Origin of the sequence: Gemella sp. 20925_1_85 (assembly GCF_041433735.1) — a bacterium.
Taxonomy (GTDB): domain Bacteria; phylum Bacillota; class Bacilli; order Staphylococcales; family Gemellaceae; genus Gemella.
Genome location: NZ_JAPWCC010000012.1, coordinates 1 through 16,950, shown reverse-complemented (window position 1 = coordinate 16,950; position 16,950 = coordinate 1). Strand labels below are relative to the sequence as shown.

The 16,950-nt window shown below is 33.4% G+C and carries 16 protein-coding genes; all 16 read left to right on the top strand.

Annotated elements, in window-relative coordinates:
- Positions 1 to 4 precede the first annotated feature (4 nt).
- The 16 genes from O3884_RS05010 to O3884_RS04935 all read left to right on the top strand — a co-directional run bounded on the left by O3884_RS05010 (position 5) and on the right by O3884_RS04935 (position 16,914).
- Entirely contained in the window at positions 5 to 967 is a 963-nt protein-coding gene (locus tag O3884_RS05010; protein WP_371452132.1) for an asparaginase, read from the top strand.
- 98 nt (positions 968 to 1,065) lie between these two features.
- Entirely contained in the window at positions 1,066 to 1,692 is a 627-nt protein-coding gene (locus O3884_RS05005; protein ID WP_371452130.1) for an exonuclease SbcC, read from the top strand.
- Between the two features lie 169 nt (positions 1,693 to 1,861).
- Entirely contained in the window at positions 1,862 to 2,908 is a 1,047-nt protein-coding gene (locus tag O3884_RS05000) for a sugar-binding transcriptional regulator (protein ID WP_371452128.1), read from the top strand.
- A gap of 13 nt (positions 2,909 to 2,921) precedes the next feature.
- On the top strand, positions 2,922 to 3,929 hold the full coding sequence (gene gap, locus O3884_RS04995; protein ID WP_060913578.1) for a type I glyceraldehyde-3-phosphate dehydrogenase: 1,008 nt from the start codon (positions 2,922 to 2,924) through the stop codon (positions 3,927 to 3,929).
- A 244-nt stretch (positions 3,930 to 4,173) separates the two neighbouring features.
- A complete protein-coding gene (locus O3884_RS04990; protein WP_004263110.1) occupies positions 4,174 to 5,370 on the top strand; it encodes a phosphoglycerate kinase in 1,197 nt (398 codons plus the stop codon).
- A gap of 27 nt (positions 5,371 to 5,397) precedes the next feature.
- Positions 5,398 to 6,162 (top strand): triose-phosphate isomerase, encoded by a 765-nt coding sequence (gene tpiA, locus O3884_RS04985; RefSeq protein WP_371452125.1) that lies wholly within the window; start codon positions 5,398 to 5,400, stop codon positions 6,160 to 6,162.
- Between the two features lie 65 nt (positions 6,163 to 6,227).
- Positions 6,228 to 7,544 carry a phosphopyruvate hydratase gene (gene eno, locus O3884_RS04980; protein WP_371452123.1) on the top strand — a complete coding sequence of 439 codons (1,317 nt, stop codon included), beginning with the start codon at positions 6,228 to 6,230 and terminating at the stop codon, positions 7,542 to 7,544.
- Positions 7,545 to 8,111: 567 nt separating this feature from the next.
- Complete coding sequence (locus tag O3884_RS04975) at positions 8,112 to 9,215, top strand: ABC transporter ATP-binding protein (RefSeq protein WP_371452121.1); 1,104 nt, start codon at positions 8,112 to 8,114, stop codon at positions 9,213 to 9,215.
- Positions 9,216 to 9,270: 55 nt separating this feature from the next.
- The gene (locus O3884_RS04970; RefSeq protein ID WP_299321669.1) at positions 9,271 to 10,572 is read left to right on the top strand and encodes an ABC transporter substrate-binding protein; all 1,302 of its coding nucleotides are present in this window, start codon (positions 9,271 to 9,273) and stop codon (positions 10,570 to 10,572) included.
- Positions 10,573 to 10,643: 71 nt separating this feature from the next.
- Positions 10,644 to 11,549 (top strand): carbohydrate ABC transporter permease, encoded by a 906-nt coding sequence (locus O3884_RS04965; RefSeq protein WP_371452118.1) that lies wholly within the window; start codon positions 10,644 to 10,646, stop codon positions 11,547 to 11,549.
- Positions 11,550 to 11,560: 11 nt separating this feature from the next.
- Positions 11,561 to 12,388: a carbohydrate ABC transporter permease gene (locus O3884_RS04960; protein WP_060913571.1), complete on the top strand. Its 828-nt coding sequence runs from the start codon at positions 11,561 to 11,563 to the stop codon at positions 12,386 to 12,388.
- Between the two features lie 4 nt (positions 12,389 to 12,392).
- Positions 12,393 to 13,085: an N-acetylmannosamine-6-phosphate 2-epimerase gene (locus O3884_RS04955; protein WP_371452116.1), complete on the top strand. Its 693-nt coding sequence runs from the start codon at positions 12,393 to 12,395 to the stop codon at positions 13,083 to 13,085.
- Positions 13,085 to 13,381, top strand: coding sequence for a hypothetical protein (locus O3884_RS04950; protein ID WP_371452114.1), 297 nt, complete (start codon positions 13,085 to 13,087; stop codon positions 13,379 to 13,381). The genes O3884_RS04955 and O3884_RS04950 overlap by 1 nt, the downstream gene beginning before the upstream one ends.
- A 543-nt stretch (positions 13,382 to 13,924) precedes the next feature.
- Positions 13,925 to 14,860, top strand: coding sequence for an FAD:protein FMN transferase (locus O3884_RS04945; RefSeq protein ID WP_371452113.1), 936 nt, complete (start codon positions 13,925 to 13,927; stop codon positions 14,858 to 14,860).
- Between the two features lie 57 nt (positions 14,861 to 14,917).
- Positions 14,918 to 15,631 (top strand): NADPH-dependent FMN reductase, encoded by a 714-nt coding sequence (locus tag O3884_RS04940; protein ID WP_371452111.1) that lies wholly within the window; start codon positions 14,918 to 14,920, stop codon positions 15,629 to 15,631.
- 17 nt (positions 15,632 to 15,648) lie between these two features.
- Positions 15,649 to 16,914 carry an NAD(P)H-dependent oxidoreductase gene (locus O3884_RS04935; protein WP_371452109.1) on the top strand — a complete coding sequence of 422 codons (1,266 nt, stop codon included), beginning with the start codon at positions 15,649 to 15,651 and terminating at the stop codon, positions 16,912 to 16,914.
- Positions 16,915 to 16,950: the final 36 nt, after the last annotated feature.

Here is a 16,950-nt window from a genome sequence, read left to right as displayed (position 1 = left end):
TAAGTTGAAAAAAATACTAATACTAAATACAGGCGGTACGATTTCTATGAGCGAAAATCAGAAAACTGGGAAAGTCGCTCCAACTGATAGTAATCCTATAGGTGTTGGTGGAAACATATTCTCTTATATCGGAGATTTACATGTTGAAGATTTATATCATCTAGCATCACCTCAAATAACGCAAAATGAAATGTTCGGGATTAAAAATAGAATAGAAGAAGCTGTTCAAGAAGGGTATGATGGTGTAGTGGTTACTCATGGTACAGACACTCTTGAAGAAACAGCATATTATTTAGAGTTAACTCTAGATGTAAATATTCCAATCGTTATAACTGGAGCTATGCGCTCAAGTAATGAAATAGGAGCGGATGGCCTAGCAAATCTTAGAAGTTCTTTAGTAGTTGCTACTGATGATGAAAGTAGTGATAAGGGAGTTTCAGTAGTTATGAATGATGAAGTTCATACAGCGACCTATGTTACGAAGACACACACAACCAACGTTGCTACTTTTCAAACCCCAACATTTGGTCCGATAGGTCTGGTATCAAAAAACAAAGTTATATATTTCCAAAAATTGATAAAAGAAGAGCACTATAATGTTAGTACTACAGAAAAAAGAGTATACCTATTAAAAGCGTATGCTGGAATGGATGGAGATTTAATTAATGCTGTATGTGATTTAGGAGTAGATGGTCTAGTAATAGAAGCTTTAGGAGCTGGAAACTTACCTCCCAAAACTGTCTCAGCAATTAGAAACTGTATTGAAAAGAATATCCCTGTTGTTTTTGTTTCTCGTGCTTTTAATGGAGTTACTCAAGATGTTTATGACTATGAAGGTGGAGGAAAAAGATTCCAACAAGATGGGGTTATCTTTACAACAGGGCTAAGTGGTCAAAAAGCTAGAATTAAATTAATGATTTTATTAGAAGCAGGTATTCCGTTTGATAAGTTACGAGAGTTGTTCTAATAATAGTTAGAATTGATACCAATATGAATAGAAGGTTGAATATTTTTAGTAATTATGGTAGTATATTAAAAGATTAAAATTAGGATAGAGGTGTAAAATTGAAATTTAAATATCATAAGTCGTATAGAGGTTTTTATCTATTAGATGAAAATAAATTTAAGCGACCTTACCAAAAATTAGATCAAGAAAAAACATTAAAAAACTTAGATAGGGAAACTGAGTTTAATAAACATGAAATAGTAGATATAGATGATAAATTCGTAGTTTTTGTTGATAAGAATTCTAATCAAGTAGTTAAGTCAAAAACAGCGAAAAAACAAAATAATACAGAAAAAACAGAAGAAGTAGATTTTGAAGTTTTAGAATTAAAATACAAAATTCCAAGACTTTTATTGAAAAAGTTATACAGTCTTATTTCGGGAAATTCTAACAAAGCAGCGCATGATCTACAATCAGTATTGTCTGTACTAGAGAATATTACACTTGCTGACAGTTTATTTTCTTCAAAAGTTAAGAAAATATTCTATTATAGTGATAGTGAATTAGAGAGCTTACTTGCTAGATACAATTTTGATAATATTAATGTCGCTGACTTGAAAAAAGATATTGAAGTAAATTATCCTAGTCAATACATCTCTGAGTTACCAATAGATTACAAAGAATATGAAATGATATTTGTATTTTATTTCATAATCCAAATTGAATTACTAACAATCTTGAAATAAAAAATGAATTTTTTGATTAAAATCATTCTAAAGACTTGATTTTTTGTTAAGCCTTTGCTATAATTTTAATCAGAAAGTTTATTTTTTTAAAATAAGTTGGTCGAAAAACGACCTAACTGGACAATAGGTGTCCACAAATAAATTTTCAATACTATAGGGGAAACTTAAGATGGATATTTTACATTTGTTACATATGCAAAGTAGACTCGTACCTGAAATGTTTATGAAATTTAATAATAGATATGAACTGTTGGTTACAATTAAAGTTAATCAACCTGTTGGTCGAAAAACATTATTGAATTTTATCAATATGACAGAAAGGCAATTACGTACAGAATGTGAAGTTTTATCCAAGTTAGGGCTAATTACAAAAAATGCTACAGGGATGAGTGTTACTGAAAAAGGAGAGATTCTTCTTTTAGAGATAAAAGAAGCGGTTATAAACGATGTCTTTGCAAAAGAAAGAAGTTTTATAAAAAATCATTTTTCATTAAAACAAGTTCATATAGTGGCTGGTGACTTCATTAATAATGAAGCCACTAGAGAAGAAATGACAAGCCTGCTGTTGGATAAGGTTAATGCTAAAATAACTAAAGATTGCGTAATTGGAGTCAGCGGAGGAAGTACAATGTACTACATAGCCGGCAAAGCTAATGCAACATTTGGTTATGGGAAAAATGTTACTATAACACCTATTAGAGGTGGCCTATCTGTTGTGGATACTGAGTATCAAGCAAATGATATAGCTTCTAAAATGGCTAAAAATTCAGGTCATGCATATCAATTGTTACACGCGCCAGATAATATAGGACAAAAAGCATTAGAGGAACTTGTAAAAGAACCTGTTGTAAAAAATGCGCTTGATGTTATAGAAAAAACATCCATAATTATCCATAGTATAGGAAATGCTTTTGAAATGGCAGAAAGGCGTAAATCGTCTAAAGAAGTTTTAGAAGTATTGAACGAAAAAAAAGCTGTTAGTGAATCATTTGGAAGTTATTTCGATGAGAACGGCAGTGAGATATTTAAAACCTCTACTATAGGTATGAGTTTTAAAGATGTTAATGGCATTGATAATGTCTTTACGATAGTTGGTGGAGAAGCGAAGGCTGATGCGGTGTATAGTTATCTAAACACTAAACCAGCAAATGCGACACTAATTATTGACGAGGCTATTTGCAAAAAAATAATAAAAAAAGTTAATAAAAATTTTTAGGAGGAACTAAAAAATGACAGTAAAAGTAGCAATTAACGGATTTGGACGTATCGGACGTCTAGCACTAAGAAGAATCCAAAACGTAGAAGGAATCGAAGTAGTAGCAATTAACGACTTAACACCAGTTGCTCAACTAGTTCACTTATTAAAATACGATACAACTCAAGGACGTTTTGACGGAGAAGTATCAGCAGCAGAAGGAAGTATCGTAGTAAACGGTAAAGAAATCAAAGCTTTCGCTAATCCAAATCCAGCTGAATTACCATGGGGAGAATTAGGAGTAGACGTAGTATTAGAATGTACTGGTTTCTTCACTTCTAAAGAAAAAGCTGAAGCTCACATTAAAGCAGGAGCTAAAAAAGTTGTAATCTCTGCTCCAGGTGGAAACGACGTTAAAACTGTAGTTTACAACGTAAACCACGAAATCTTAGATGGAACTGAAACAGTTATCTCTGGTGCTTCATGTACTACAAACTGTTTAGCTCCAATGGCTAAAGCATTACACGATAACTTCACAGTAGTTGAAGGATTAATGACAACTATCCACGGATACACTGGTGACCAAAACACACTAGACGCTCCACACCCTAAAGGAGACTTACGTCGTGCTCGTGCTGCAGCTGCTAACATCGTACCTAACACAACTGGTGCTGCTAAAGCAATCGGATTAGTAATCCCAGAATTAAGCGGTAAATTAGATGGAGCTGCTCAACGTGTACCTGTACCAACAGGATCATTAACTGAATTAGTAGCAGTAGTAGAAAAAACTGTTACAGCTGAAGAAGTTAACGCTGCTATGGAAGCTGCTTCTAACGAATCATTCGGTTACAACGTAGACCCAATCGTATCTTCTGATATCGTAGGAATTTCTTACGGATCATTATTCGATGCAACTCAAACAAAAGTTATCACAGTTGGTGACAAACAATTAGTTAAAGTTGTATCTTGGTACGACAACGAAATGTCTTACACTGCTCAATTAGTAAGAACATTAAAATACTTTGCAGGATTAATCAAATAATCTAATTAGGTAATAAATAAGAGTAGATAAGGGGCTTTCCCAAAAGTCCTAAAACTTAACAAAGTTCATATGAGAGTACATAAACGCAGTGGTTTATTGATATCTAAATTCGCTTTGTAAAAGCTCTTTAGATATCTAATAAACTTTGCGGGGGTGACTCGACAAAATCGATTTCTATGAAATCACGATTTTTGAGTCACTCCCTTGTCTCATATATTCCAAAAATATTTAAAAGGAGCTTTCCATGAAGAAATCTATTAAAGACTTAGGTAACTTACAAGGGAAAACTGTCTTAATGCGTGTTGATTTCAACGTGCCTTTAAAAGATGGTGTAATTACAAACGATAATCGTATTACTGCAGCATTACCAACAATTGAGTATGCTTTAAATCAAGGAGCTAAAGTAGTAGCGTTCTCTCACTTAGGACGTGTTAAAGAAGAAGCTGATAAAGCTTCAAAAAGTTTAGCACCGGTTGCTAAAAGATTATCAGAATTATTAGGTAAAGAAGTAAAATTCGTAGCTGAAACTCGCGGAGCTGAATTAGAAGCAGCGGTTAAAGGATTAAATGAAGGTGAAATCTTAATGTTCGAAAACACTCGTTTCGAAGATGTAGATGGTAAAAAAGAATCTAAAAATGATCCAGAACTTGCTAAATATTGGGCTTCTCTAGGTGATGTATATGTAAACGATGCATTCGGTACAGCTCACCGTGCTCACGCTTCAAACGTAGGTATTGCATCTAACATTGGTGAAGGGAACTCTGCTTCTGGATTCCTAGTAGATAAAGAAATTAAATTTATCGGTGGAGCAGTAGATAACCCAGAAAGACCACTTGTTGCAATCTTAGGTGGAGCAAAAGTTTCTGATAAAATTGCAGTAATTGAAAACTTATTGGATAAAGCTGATAAAGTAATCATCGGTGGAGGTATGGCTTATACTTTCATGAAAGCACAAGGTAAAGAAATCGGAATTTCACTTTGTGAAGATGATAAAGTTGAATACGCTCGTGAACTTATGGCAAAAGCTGGTGATAAATTAGTATTACCAATCGACACAGTTGTAGCTAAAGAGTTCTCAAATGATGCGCCTAGCCGTGTTGCTGAAGGTGATATTCAACCTGATGAAGAAGGATTAGATATCGGTCCTAAATCTGTTGAATTATTCAAAAACACTCTTGAGGGAGCGAAAACTGTAATTTGGAACGGACCAATGGGTGTGTTCGAAATGCCAAACTTTGCAAAAGGTACAATTGGTGTATGTGAAGCTATCGCTCACCTAGAAGGTGCTACTACTATTATCGGTGGTGGAGATAGTGCGACAGCAGCTATTTCTTTAGGATATGCAGAAAAATTCTCACACATTTCTACAGGTGGGGGAGCTTCTCTAGAATACCTAGAAGGAAAAGTATTACCAGGAATTGATTCATTATCAAATAAATAATTTTTAAAACTCAAGGAGAGTAACATTATGTCAAGATTACCATTTATCGCAGGAAACTGGAAAATGAATAAAAACCCAGAAGAAACTAAAGCTTTTGTTGAAGCAATCGCTGGGAAATTACCATCAGCTGATAAAGTTGAAGCTGGTATTGCAGCTCCAGCTGTTGACTTAAGTGCATTACTTAGCGCTGCTGAAGGAACTGGATTAAAAGTTGCAGCTCAAAACTGTTACTTTGAAAACTCAGGAGCATACACTGGTGAAACTTCACCAAAAGTATTAGCTGAAATGGGAGTTAATTACGTAGTAATCGGTCACTCAGAGCGTCGTGAATATTTCCACGAAACAGATGAAGATATTAACAAAAAAGCAAAAGCTATTTTTGCAAATGGTTTATTACCAATCATCTGCTGTGGTGAAACACTTGAAACTTATGAAGCAGGAAAAGCTGCTGAATTCGTAGGAGATCAAGTAAAAGGCGCTTTAGCTGATTTAACAGCTGAACAAGTAGCATCATCAGTTATCGCTTACGAACCAATCTGGGCTATCGGAACAGGAAAATCAGCTACTAAAGAAGACGCACAAAAAATGTGTAAAGCTGTTCGTGATGTAGTTGAAGGACTATACGGAAAAGAAGTTGCTGAAAAAGTTCGTATCCAATACGGTGGTTCAGTTAAACCTGAAAACGTAAAAGAATATCTATCATGCCCAGACGTAGATGGAGCATTAGTAGGTGGAGCTGCTTTACAACCAGAATCATTCTTAGCTCTTTTAGAAGGCGGAAAATTAGATTAGGTTTAGCAATTTTTAAAAAATTGTAGTATAATAGAAATATAAATTAAACAACAAGGAGAAAATTAATGTTAGCAAAAACATTTGATATTATCGCAGAAGTATATGCAAGAGAAGTTTTAGATTCACGTGGTAACCCAACTGTAGAAGTTGAAGTAACAACTGAATCAGGAGCGTTTGGACGCGCACTAGTACCATCAGGAGCATCAACTGGACAATACGAAGCAGTTGAATTACGTGATGGAGACAAAGGTCGTTACTTAGGTAAAGGTGTAACTAAAGCTGTAACTAACGTTAATGAAGAAATTGCACCATTATTAGAAGGTAAATTCGACGTATTTGATCAAGTAGGAATTGACGAAGCTATGATCGAATTAGATGGAACTGAAAACAAAGGACGTCTAGGAGCTAACGCTATCTTAGGTGTATCTTTAGCAGTAGCACACGCTGCAGCTGATTCTTTAGGAGTACCTCTATACAGATACTTAGGAGGAACAAACTCTAAAGAATTACCAACTCCAATGATGAACATCGTAAACGGTGGATCTCACTCAGACGCTCCAATCGCATTCCAAGAGTTCATGATCTTACCAGTAGGAGCACCTACATTTAAAGAAGCTTTACGTTGGGGAGCTGAAGTATTCCACAACTTAGCTAAATTATTACACAACCGTGGTTTATCTACTGCAGTAGGTGACGAAGGTGGATTCGCTCCAACATTCGAAGGAACTGAAGATGCAGTTGAAACTATTCTTTCTGCAATTAAAGCAGCTGGATTAGAACCAGGTAAAGATGTATTCTTAGGATTCGACTGTGCGTCATCTGAATTCTACGAAAACGGAGTTTACAACTACGCTAAATTCGAAGGTGAAGGTGGAGCAGTTCGTACTTCAGCAGAGCAAGTTGATTACTTAGAAGAATTAGTAAACAAATACCCAATCATCACTATCGAAGATGGTATGGATGAAAACGACTGGGAAGGATGGAAATTACTTACAGACCGTATCGGTGACCGTGTACAATTAGTAGGAGACGATTTATTCGTAACTAATACTAAGAAATTATCACAAGGTATCGCACAAGGTGTTGGTAACTCAATCCTAATCAAAGTTAACCAAATCGGTACTTTAACTGAAACTCTAAACGCTATCGAAATGGCTAAACGTGCTCGTTACACAGCTGTTATTTCTCACCGTTCTGGAGAAACTGAAGATTCAACAATCTCAGATATCGCAGTTGCTACTAACGCTGGACAAATCAAAACAGGTTCTCTTAGCCGTACAGACCGTATTGCTAAATACAACCAATTATTACGTATTGAAGATGAATTAGATGCAACAGCTGTATACCCAGGTGAATTAGCATTCTACAACATCAAACGCTAATTAGAATAAAATAGATTTAAAAAGGTAAAAGTCTAAGACTTTTACCTTTTTTTATTTATATTTATAAGTTTTTATATAAAAAAATTATGTTTATGTTTATTAATATTTATAAATATATTAAGGATATTAAAAATCTATATTTTACTAATAAAAAGTAATAGTTTTAATAAGTGTTCTTTAATTTATATTATGTAAAACAACTTAGAGTTTATTAATTAATATTGAATATGATTTTTGTTTAAAAATGGTAATAATAAAACATTTTAAAAAGATAATTATAATTATACAAGTGTTAATGTGTTAAATTGAAAGTTTAATATGATAAAAAAATACAATATAATATTGTATAATAAAATGTTTGTTTTACTGTTAAAAATGTGTTTTTTAATATATTTTACACGATATTTCTAAAAAATAAGTTTGTTTATTGTTCAAATAAAAATGAAAAAATAATAGTTTCTTATAAAGGTTAGAACATTAAATTTCTAGATTTTTATCTTTACAAACGCTTTCATTTATGATACTATTTTTGATGAAAAGATAAATATCAATTTATAGGAGGTTAGTATGGCGAGTTTATCATTAAAAAAAATCTATAAGAAATATGATAATGGTTTTTGCGCGGTAACTGATTTTAATTTGGAAGTGGCTGACAAGGAATTTGTTGTATTTGTTGGACCATCAGGGTGTGGGAAATCTACTACACTTAGAATGATTGCTGGTCTAGAAGATATTACAGAAGGTGAGTTTTACATAGGGGATAAATTAGTTAATGATGTTGAACCTAAAGATAGAGATATCGCAATGGTATTCCAAAGTTATGCGTTATATCCGCATATGACAGTTTTTGATAATATGGCATTTGCTTTAAAATTAAGAAAAGTACCTAAAGATGAAATTAAAGCGAAGGTTGAAGAAGCTGCAAAAATTCTTGGGTTAGAAGAGCTTTTAGATAGAAAGCCAAAAGCACTTTCTGGAGGACAACGTCAAAGGGTTGCATTGGGAAGAGCAATAGTTAGAAGTCCTAAAGTATTTCTTATGGATGAACCGTTATCGAATTTAGATGCTAAGTTAAGAAGTAACATGAGAGCGGAAATCATTAAAATACATAACACATTAGGAGCTACTACGATTTATGTAACACACGACCAAACTGAAGCTATGACAATGGCTGATAGAATCGTAGTAATGAAAAAAGGTATTGTTCAACAAGTTGGAAGTCCTAAAGAGATTTATGATCATCCAGAAAATCTATTCGTTGCAGGATTTATCGGAGCTCCTACAATGAACTTCATGAGAGGAAGAGTTGCTGAAGGTAACTTTGTAACTAAAGATGGAGGAGAAATAGAAATTCCGATAGGACACTATGATAAATTGAAAGAACTAGGCTATGAAGGGAAAGAAGTAGTTCTAGGAATTAGACCAGAGAATATCTCTAATGATCCACTCGTACTAGAAACATATTCACATGCTAAAATTACTTCAAAAGTAATTGTGGCAGAGTTATTAGGTTCAGAATATATCGTTCATACAGATTTAAATGGTGAAAATATCAAAGCGATTGTACACTCAAGACAAAATATTAAAATGGGAGATGAACTTACATTCGCATTAGATATGAATAGAGCTCATTACTTCGATGTAGATACAGAACTAAGTATCTTGGAATAATCTAACTAAGACGTCAAATTTTTTAAAAAACATACAAAATAAGGAGGCTCATATTATGAGAAAATTAAATAAATTGTTTGCTGTAGCAGCAACAACAGCTCTTGTTTTAACAGGGTGTGTGGGTGGCAAAAAAGAAGAAAAACAAGCCGATCCGAATAAAAAAGTAGAAATTACTTATTGGGATTTCCCACAATTTACAAAAGATAAAGAATTCAAAAAAACTGAGGATTTTGATGCAGCTTTAATCAAAGCGTTTGAAGCAAAAAATCCAAATATTAAAGTTAACTATCAAAAAATAGAATTTACAGATGGACCAGCCAAAATTGAAACAGCTATTCAATCGAAAACTGCTCCAGACGTAATTTATGATGCGCCAGGGCGTGTAATTGCTTGGGCAGCGAAAGATTTATTAGTTCCATTAGATGATGTTGATAAATCTAAATTAAATGAAGCAGCAGTTAAAGCATCAAGTTATAAAGATAAACTTTACATGTATCCACAAGGGGTAGCACCATTCTTAATGGGTGTTAACAAAGACTTAACTGATAAGTTAGGTGTAACAGACCTTCTACCTCTTAACAAACAAGATAGAAGTTGGACTGTAGAAGAATATGAAAAATTCTTAAAAGCAGTTAAACAAAAAGATTCAAGTATCACTCCAGCTTTATTCTACACTAAATCACAAGCAGGAGACCAAGGGCCAAGAGCATTTGTAGCGAACTTATACAACTCTTGGATCACAGATGATGCAATCAGCAAATACACTATTAATGATGCAAATGGTGTTAAAGGATTAGAGTGGGTAAAAAAAGCTTATGATGATGGTTTATTAGGACAAGGGGTAGCGTTAGAGGCTAAAGATGCTCTAGAGGCATTCAAATCAGGGCGTGCAGCAACTACAATCTTATTCTCTCCTGGTATTGCAGCTTCACACGCATCTGGATTTAACTACAAATTCTTACCGTTCCCTAACAATGGCGGAAAAGCTAAATACGATTATCTAGTTGCAGGACCAGCTATCTTTGATAATGGTGATGCAGATAAAGCAGCAGCGGCTAAAAAATTCGTTGACTTTATGGTTAATGACAAAGATTGGGGTAAACGTACTCTATTAGCATCTGGAAACTTCTCAGCTAAAAAAGGTGAAACAGGATTATACGATTCAGAAGAACTTAAATTTGCTGAAGGATTAACTGGACAATATGCTCCATACTATAACACAATTCCAGGATTCGCAAAAATGAGACCGCTATGGTTCAACATGGTTCAAGGTGTATTAAATGGAAAAACTACACCTAAAGAAGGATTAGATAAATTTGTTGAAGATGCAAATAAAACAATAAAAGAAGCATTGTAATTTGACGTATGAAGGGATAGAGTTGCTTCTATCCCTTTTTTAGATAAAAAATAAAATTTTTAGGAGGTTCTATGAAAACTACTAAGAAAAGAAAAAAAATAGACTTTAGTGCATATCTATTTATTTTGCCAGTTAGTTTATTTTTCATAACATTTGTTTTAGTCCCGATGTTACGTGGACTGCAGTTGTCATTATATAGTTTTGCTAAAAAGAATCCAGTATTTGTTGGACTTAAACACTATTCAGACTTAATGTTCAGTGGAAGTGGAGCGACGATCCACGAACCATTCATGAAATCCCTTATTAATACCGTTATTGTAACGGTAGTTGCAGTGCCTATAGTAGTATTAGTATCTATATTTGTTGCAGTAACGATTTACAATAAGAGTGCAGTAGTAAGATCGTTCTTCCGTGGAGTATTCTATATACCAGCGATTTCTTCTGTAGTTTCTGTCACTGTAGTTTGGGCTTGGATCTATCACCCAGAATACGGAATTTTAAACTATGTATTTAAGTCGATGCATTTAATTAATGATAATGTAGACTGGTTAGGAAATCCGAGTACAGCATTATATGCTATTATTACGATTTTGATTACTACTTCATTGGGTCAACCTATAATTCTTTATGTTGCTGCTTTAGGTAACGTGCCAAAAGAGTTATTAGAAGCTTCAGAGATTGATGGAGCAACAAAATGGCAAGTATTTACAAAAATCACTTGGCCGCTGATTAAACCAACAACATTATATATTGTTGTTGTAACTACAATCAACTCGTTCCAAATTTTCGCCTTAATCCAGTTATTAACTGCTGGGGGACCAAACTATGGAACAAGTACAATTATGTATCTAGTTTATGAAGCAGCAATTAAAAACGGAAATCATGGTGTAGCTAGTGCGATGGGTATTATCCTTGCTGTAATTATTGGAATAATTTCAATATTACAATTCAAGTTCCTATCTACAGATAATGATTAGGAGGATTTAGAATGAAAAGTATAAGTATTTTTAAAATAGTATCAATGATAATATTACTTGGGTTAACTATATTCTTTATTTTTCCATTTTATTGGATTGCATCAGGATCATTTAAATTACAAGATGTAGCGATAACAATTCCACCAGAATGGTGGCCATCAACTCCAACATTGGAAAACTATGAGAAGTTATTTACATCAAATACATTAAGATGGTTCTTTAACTCAGTATTTATTTCAGTAATGACAACATTTTTAGTTTGTGCTACATCAGCTCTAGCAGGATACGCGCTAGCTAAGAAAAATTTCCCAGGTGTTAAGATAATATTCATGGTGTTTGTTGCAGCAATGGCATTACCTAAACAAGTAATTTTAATACCTTTATTAAACTTAATAACTGAATTTAACTTAATGAATACATACTACGCGTTAATTCTACCTGCAGTAGGTTGGCCGTTCGGTGTATTCTTAATGAGACAATTCTCTCAAGCAATTCCAACAGAGTTACTTGAATCAGCAAGAATAGATGGTTGTGGTGAAGTAAGGACATTTATAAATATCGCCTTACCAATTATTAAACCAGGTATCGGAGCATTAGCGATCTTTACTTTCATCGCTAGCTGGAACGATTACTTCTCACAATTAATCTTCTCTAATACACCAGACATGTCTACATTACCTTTAGGGTTAGCAGCGTTAGCACAAGGTCAAGAGTTCTCTAATGACTACGGATTACTAATGGCAGGAGCATCATTAGCGTCTTTACCGATGATAATCGTGTTCATTTGTTTCCAAAATTACTTTACTCAAGGTGTTACTTTAGGAGCGGTGAAAGGATAATCTTATGGATAAACAACAATTATTAGAGTATCTAGAAGGGGAAATGATAGTCTCTTGTCAAGCGTTACCAGGTGAAGCTTTATATAAAGAAGAAGGCGGAATAATGTGTTTAATGGCACAAGCTGTTAAGAATGCAGGGGTAAAGGCTATTAGAGCTCAAGGAGTTTTAGATATTAAACAAATAAAAGAACAAACAAATTTACCAGTAATTGGTATAATAAAAAAATCATATGAAGGATACGCTTCATATATAACTGCTACAATGGATGAAGTTGATAAATTAGTTGATGCAGGATCTGATATAATAGCGTTAGATTGTACGAATAGAGAACGAGGGGATGGAAAAACACCTAGTGAATTCGTGGAAGAAATAAAAGAAAAGTATCCTAATGTATTATTGATGGCAGATATTTCTAATTTAGAAGAAGCTATTGAAGCGGAAAGAGCAGGGGTAGATTTCGTAGGGACAACGATGAATGGCTATACACCATACACGGCAGATTCTAAAGAATTCAATCCAAGCTTAGTAAAAGAAATCGTAGAAAAAGTAAAAATTCCGGTTATTGCAGAAGGAAAAATTCATACCCCACAACAAGCGAAACAAGCTTTTGAAGCGGGGGCACACTGTATAGTAGTTGGTGGAGCAATAACTAGACCGCAAGAAATTGCAACAAGATTTTTAAGTGAGTTGAGATAATGAGTATAATAGTTTTATTGGCATATTGGTATACCTATAGTAAATGGTATATACTAGGATCGTGGTTTATCACATATATTTTAAATATAGCGTTTAAGAAATTATGGCTTTCACCATTATTAATAAATGCACTTGCATTGGGAGTATTATTTATAGGGATATACTATAAGTTAATAGAGGGGCAAGAAGTAGGAGCGTCAGTATTAAATGTGTATATGCCAATAGTATTTTCTAGCATTATAATGAATTTACTAGTATTTACAGCTAGGAAAATCAAATTAAAAATTAAAAATTAAAAATAGACTATTAATCAGTTGAAAATGGAAGATTTTCTTTAATATTTAGACTGATTAATAGTTTTATTTTATAACAGCATATACATACTTACTATGATACAGATAGGTAAATGAAAATGAATATCAATGAAAATGAAAGGTGTACTATCACATTTTTGTTTTTTTTTAGTTTATATTTGTATTTTTAGAAATTTAGAATAAATATATTTTGATAAATTTAAAAAAACTTAAGAAGTTATAAAATATTGCTAGATTAATATTTTTTGATAGTAAAGATTAAATGTGGGATATATTTTTAGTTTTTTTTATGAAAAATTAAAATTAAGATATTACTTATTATTGTGTTTTTAATGAAAACGATATATTGTATCTCCTTTATGAGTTAAATATTTTATTGATTTGAAGAGCTTTCTGTTATATAATGTAATTAAAGTATTAATCATCTATTATTACTTTGTCTTTTAATAACAGGTTTCTTGTAGATGTATATAACATATTTAGTTATCTTAAGCAAATAAATTTTTTATTGTAAGGTGTAAAAAAATGGAATTAAGAAGAAAGACCTTAAAATTAATGGGTTCTCATATAGATATTCTTATTTTTGATAGCGTTGATGCTGAAACTATTTTAGATGATGCTGTAGAAATGTTGAAGATGTATGAACATAGATTTAGTGCAAATGACGACAGTTCTGAATTAATGGAAGTTAATCATAATGCAGGTATCAAAGCAGTCAAAGTCCATCCGGATTTATTTGATTTGATAAAAATAGGGAAAAACCATAGTTGTGCTCCTAATAGCTTTTTAAATATTGCTATTGGTCCGATTGTGCAGACATGGAGAATAGGGTTTAAAGATGTAAAAGTCCCTACAAAACAAGAAATTGATAATTTATTAGAAATAACTGATCCTAATCAAATAATCTTAAATGAAGAAGAACAATCTGTCTATCTTGCAAGAGAGGGTATGGCTATTAATTTAGGTGCCTTAGCAAAAGGATATATTGCTGATCTTATGATAGAATATTTGAAGAAAAGAGGAGTAGATGCTGGGTTAATCAATTTAGGTGGTAATGTATTAACTTTTGGTGATGCTAAGCATAATCAAGATTTAATGTGGCGCATAGGTATACAGAATCCAGTTGAAACAAGAGGGAATCATTTATTTACTATAGGAATAAAAAATCAATCAGTAGTAACATCAGGAATATATGAACGAAATCATACAGAAAATGGTAAGACGTATCATCATATATTAAATCCAAAAACTGGTTATCCTGTTGAAACAAATGTAGCTGGGCTATCAATAATCTCTAGGAAGTCAGTAGATGGAGAAATCTGGACTACAAGATTGTTTGGAAAAGATATCAAAGATATTTTAGAAGAAGTGAATAACTTACCTGATATAGAATGCGTTGTTGTAACAACTGAAGGTAAAGTCTATTATACAAGCGGAGTGCTAGATAAAATAATATGTTAGATAAAAATATCTTGAAGAATACTGAATATACTATTAATTTAAGGAGGCTCTATTAAAGTGGCTGAAGTAAAAAACAAAAAAAATGTTAAAAAAGCAAAACAAGAAAATCTAGATACAAATAAAGTAGATAGTAAAAAAAATGAGAGAGGAAACAAAAACATGGTAAAATTAATTGGTCTAGTTGGTACAAACTCTAAAAAATCTACAAACCGCCAACTTTTACAATATATTAAAAAACATTTTGCAGGTAAAGCTGACATAGAACTAGTTGAAATTAAAGATCTTCCTTTATTCAACAAACCAGCTAATAAAGAATTACCTGAAGGAGTGAAAGAAATTGCAGCTAAAATTGAGGCAGCAGATGGGGTTATCATCAGTTCACCTGAATATGACCACGCAGTGCCTGCATCATTAATGAGTGCAATCGCTTGGTTATCTTATGGAATTCACCCATTACTTGACAAACCAGTAATGTTAACAGGAGCTTCATACGGAACTCTTGGTTCATCTCGTGCACAAGCGCACTTACGTCAAATGATGGATTCACCAGAAGTTAAAGCACGAGTAATGCCAAGTTCTGAGTTCTTATTAGGACATTCTTTACAAGCTTTTGACGAAGCTGGAGATATTTCTAATCCAGAAACAGTTGCTAAATTAGATAGTTTATTTGCTGATTTCTTATTATTCATCAAAATTACCGAGAAATTAATTAATGCTCATAAATTAGCTGAAAAAGAAATTGAAAACTTCTCTTGGGAAGATTTAAAATAGGATAGGAGTGTAGACACATGAAATTAGTAGGTATCGTAGGTTCAAACGCGGAGATTTCTTATAACCGCAAATTAATGGAATTTATAGCAAAAGAATATAAAGATTTATTCACTTTAGAATTATTAGACATTACTAACTTACCAATGTTTAACCAAGATGAAGATCATTCAAGAGAAAACAAAGATTTATTAGTAATGAACCGTAAAATTTTACAAGCTGATGGTGTTATCATCGCTACACCTGAGCACAACCACACAATTACTGCATCACTTAAGAGTGCATTAGAGTGGTTATCATTCGAATTACACCCACTTGAAAACAAACCAGTAATGGTACTTGGAGCTTCATACTATGATCAAGGATCATCTCGTGCTCAATTACACTTACGTCAAATCTTAGACGCTCCAGGTGTAAACGCGATTGTATTCCCAGGACATGAGTTCCTTTTAGGTAAAGCTAAAGAAGCTTTTGATGCTGAAGGTAACTTAAAAGATGATCGTACTGTAGGTTACTTACGTATGTGCTTAACTAAATTCGTTAAATTTGCTACAGTAGCGCAATCATTAGCAGAAAGAAAACCAACACCGCCAGAAGACTTAACAGCTAGTGGAAAATGTGATACAACAATTGAAGGTGTTGATGGAAATGCTGATGACTGGTATGAAAAAGCAGCTGAAAAAGTTAACGCTGTATCTGGAGATACATATGTTAAACTTGATCGTGGTATCTTAACAGTAGACCAACTTAACTACTTCTTAAACTCTATGCCAATGGAATTAACTTATGCAGACAGCAATAACCAATTCTTATACTACAACTACCACAAAGAAGATTACGAAATGCTTGCAAAACGTCGTCCAGTACAAGTTGGATGTTCATTAGCAAATGTTCACCCAGAGCAACCAGAGAGAATACATAAGAGTGTAAACTGGTTAGTAGGATTACTACGTTCAGGACAAATCGATGTATTCCGTACACACGTTCCAACTCATGGACCAGATAAATATGTTGTGCACAACTACCAAGCTATGTACGACAAAAATGGTAAATATGCAGGTATCAACGAGTACATCTTAGACTTCAAACCAATCGTAGATTGGTACTTAAAACAAACAGGTCAATCATTAGTTAAAAATGGAGTACCTGTAGGTCACGGATATGCAGCAGCACCAGCTCCTGCAGCGGCAGATGCAACAAGTGGAGCTTCTGATGCAGGTCATGGTGGAGCAGCACCAGCAGCGCCAGCACCAGCAGCAGATGCAACAAGTGGAGCTTCAGCATAATAAAATCGAAAATAAATAAGAAAAAGGCTTAAGTAT